This window comes from Streptococcus sp. 2741 (assembly GCF_013276315.1).
In the GTDB taxonomy this organism is placed as follows: Bacteria; Bacillota; Bacilli; order Lactobacillales; family Streptococcaceae; genus Streptococcus; species Streptococcus pseudopneumoniae.
In genome coordinates, this window is the sequence record NZ_VMKU01000137.1 from 1 (window position 1) to 777 (window position 777).

The 777-nt window shown below is 31.3% G+C and carries 1 protein-coding gene; it reads left to right on the plus strand.

Translation table 11 applies throughout. The features are described 5' to 3' along the window. Positions 1-777: restriction endonuclease subunit S (locus HT671_RS10585; protein WP_240153282.1), on the plus strand; the 777-nt coding region annotated here is incomplete at both ends.

A 777-nucleotide genomic window follows, 5' to 3' on the forward strand; every position in this document is an offset into this window, starting at 1 on the left:
AAATAATGTTAAAGAAAAAATCAAAAAATCAGGGCTTAACAAAACTAGATTTGTAAAAAAAGGTACATTTTTGTTAACTAATTCTATGAGTTTTGGTAGACCTTATATTTTGAATGTTGATGGTGCAATACACGATGGATGGTTGGCTATTTCGAACTATGAAAACTCATTAAATAGAGATTACCTATTCTATATTCTTTCATCAAATGTAGTTTATTCTCAATTTTTATCTCTAATTAGTGGAGCTGTTGTGAAAAACTTGAATAGTGATAAAGTTGCTTCTATTCTAATCCCTCTCCCTCCGCTAGCTGAACAACAACGCATAATAGAAGCAATCGAATCAGCTTTAGAAAAAGTAGATGAATATGCTGAAAGTTATAATAGACTCGAACAGCTAGATAAAGAATTTCCAGATAAACTAAAAAAATCTATTCTTCAATATGCTATGCAAGGAAAATTAGTTGAACAAGACCCAAATGATGAATCAGTCGAAGTTTTACTTGAAAAAATACGAGCAGAAAAACAAAAACTCTTTGAAGAAGGCAAGATTAAAAAGAAAGATTTGGACATTTCTATTGTTTCCCAAGGAGATGATAACTCTTATTATGAGGAAGTTCCTTATGAAATACCAAAAAGTTGGGAGTGGGTGAGGTTTTCTACATTGGTTGAAATTGTTAGAGGTGGTTCTCCACGACCAATCAAAGATTATCTTACTTCCGAAGTAGATGGAATAAATTGGATAAAAATAGGTGATACTGAAAAGGGTGAAAAGTATAT